This window comes from Streptomyces sp. NPDC045701 (genome assembly GCF_056432045.1).
Map to the genome: position 1 here is coordinate 1 of NZ_JBWKJV010000200.1, position 1,604 is coordinate 1,604.

General features: G+C 68.8%; 1 pseudogene. It reads left to right on the forward strand.

The features are described 5' to 3' along the window. Positions 1 to 152 precede the first annotated feature (152 nt). A pseudogene (locus tag AC07DW_RS34435) lies at positions 153 to 1,418 on the forward strand (IS701 family transposase). Positions 1,419 to 1,604: the final 186 nt, after the last annotated feature.

Genomic DNA, 1,604 nt, shown 5'->3' on the forward strand with positions numbered 1-1,604 from the left:
AGCACGACTTCAACAGCACGAGGACCCCGAGACACCATGAAAACAGCATACAGACTTAGTCTCGCTATTTCCGGCGCAGGACACTAGTAGGGCTTGGTCAGGTCGGTTGTGCTGATGCGTGTCCTTCGGTTCCGGTGTGGCGTTGATGTGGTGTGACTCCGGACGAGATGGCTGCGGTGCGTGGTGAGTTGGAGGTGTTCGTGGCGGAGGTGTTCGAGCCGTTCGCGCGCAATGACCAGCGCCGGTGGGGGCAGGTGTATCTGCGGGGGCTGCTGACCGACGGTAAGCGTAAGTCGGTCGAGCCGATGGCCGCTCGGCTTGGCGAGGACGGCAACCGCCAGGCGCTGGCCCACTTCATCACCACCAGCCCGTGGGATCCGGCCCACGTCCGGGCGCGTCTGGCCTGGAGGATGGAAGCGGAGGTCCGGCCGACCGCGCTGATCTTCGACGACACTGGGTTCCTCAAGGACGGCAACGCCTCGGCGTGTGTGTCGCAGCAGTGCACGGGCACCGCGGGCAAGGTCACCAATTGCCAGGTGGGCGTCTCGCTGCACCTGGCGTCCGGTCACGATTCGGCAGCGGTCAACTGGCGGCTGTTCCTGCCACAGACCTGGGATCCCACCTCGCCGAAGGCGGACCCGGACAAGGCCGCCCGCCGCCGGTCCTGTGGCATCCCCGACGACGTCGGTCATGTGGAGAAGTGGCAGCTCGCCCTGGACATGGCCGACGAGACACGTTCCTGGGGCATCGAGGTGCCGCTGGCCGTCGCGGACGCCGGATACGGCGACGCGGCGGCGTTCCGGCTCGGCCTGAATGCCCGGGGCATGCACTACGTGGTGTGAATCTCCACCACGCTGTCGGCCCAGAGCGGCTGCGCCGAAGTGGTGACGGCCCCCTGTCTGGGGAACGGACGCCCGCCCGTCCCGAAGTACCCCGACCCGCCCCGGTCGGTGAAAGAGCTGGTCATCGAGGCGGGCCGGAAGGCCGCACGGCCGGTGCAGTGGCGCGAGGGGTCCCGGCCCGGCACCGGGCGCTCCGGCCGCAAGCGCATGTACTCCCGCTTCGTGGCCCTGCGCATCCGGCCCGCCGGACGCGAGATCCGGCGGGCCACCGACGGCCCGGAACTGCCCGGGTGCTGGCTGCTGGCCGAATGGCCCGCCGACGAGAGCGAGCCAGTGCAGTTCTGGCTGTCCGACCTGCCCGCCCACACCCCGCTGACCACCCTGGTCCGCCTCGCCAAGCTCCGCTGGCGCATCGAGCACGACTACCGGGAGATGAAACAGGCCCTGGGCCTGGCCCATTTCGAGGGCCGCACTTGGGGCGGCTGGCACCCCCACGTCACCCTCGTCTCCGTCGCGCACGCCTTCTGCACCCTGCAACGACTGGCTCGGGCCCCAAAAGACGCAGCGCCGGCCTGAGCCTCTACCAAGTCGTCCGCGAGCTCCAGACACTGCTCGTCCTCTGGACCGGCGCCTGCCCCACCTGCCACCGCGACATACCCACGCTGATCTTGACGTTTAACCTCGCTCGTCACCCGACCTGCTGATCTGCGGTGTTTCCCGGGACAGCGGAGGCGGCCGTTCTCCACGCTTCGAGGTGTCGAG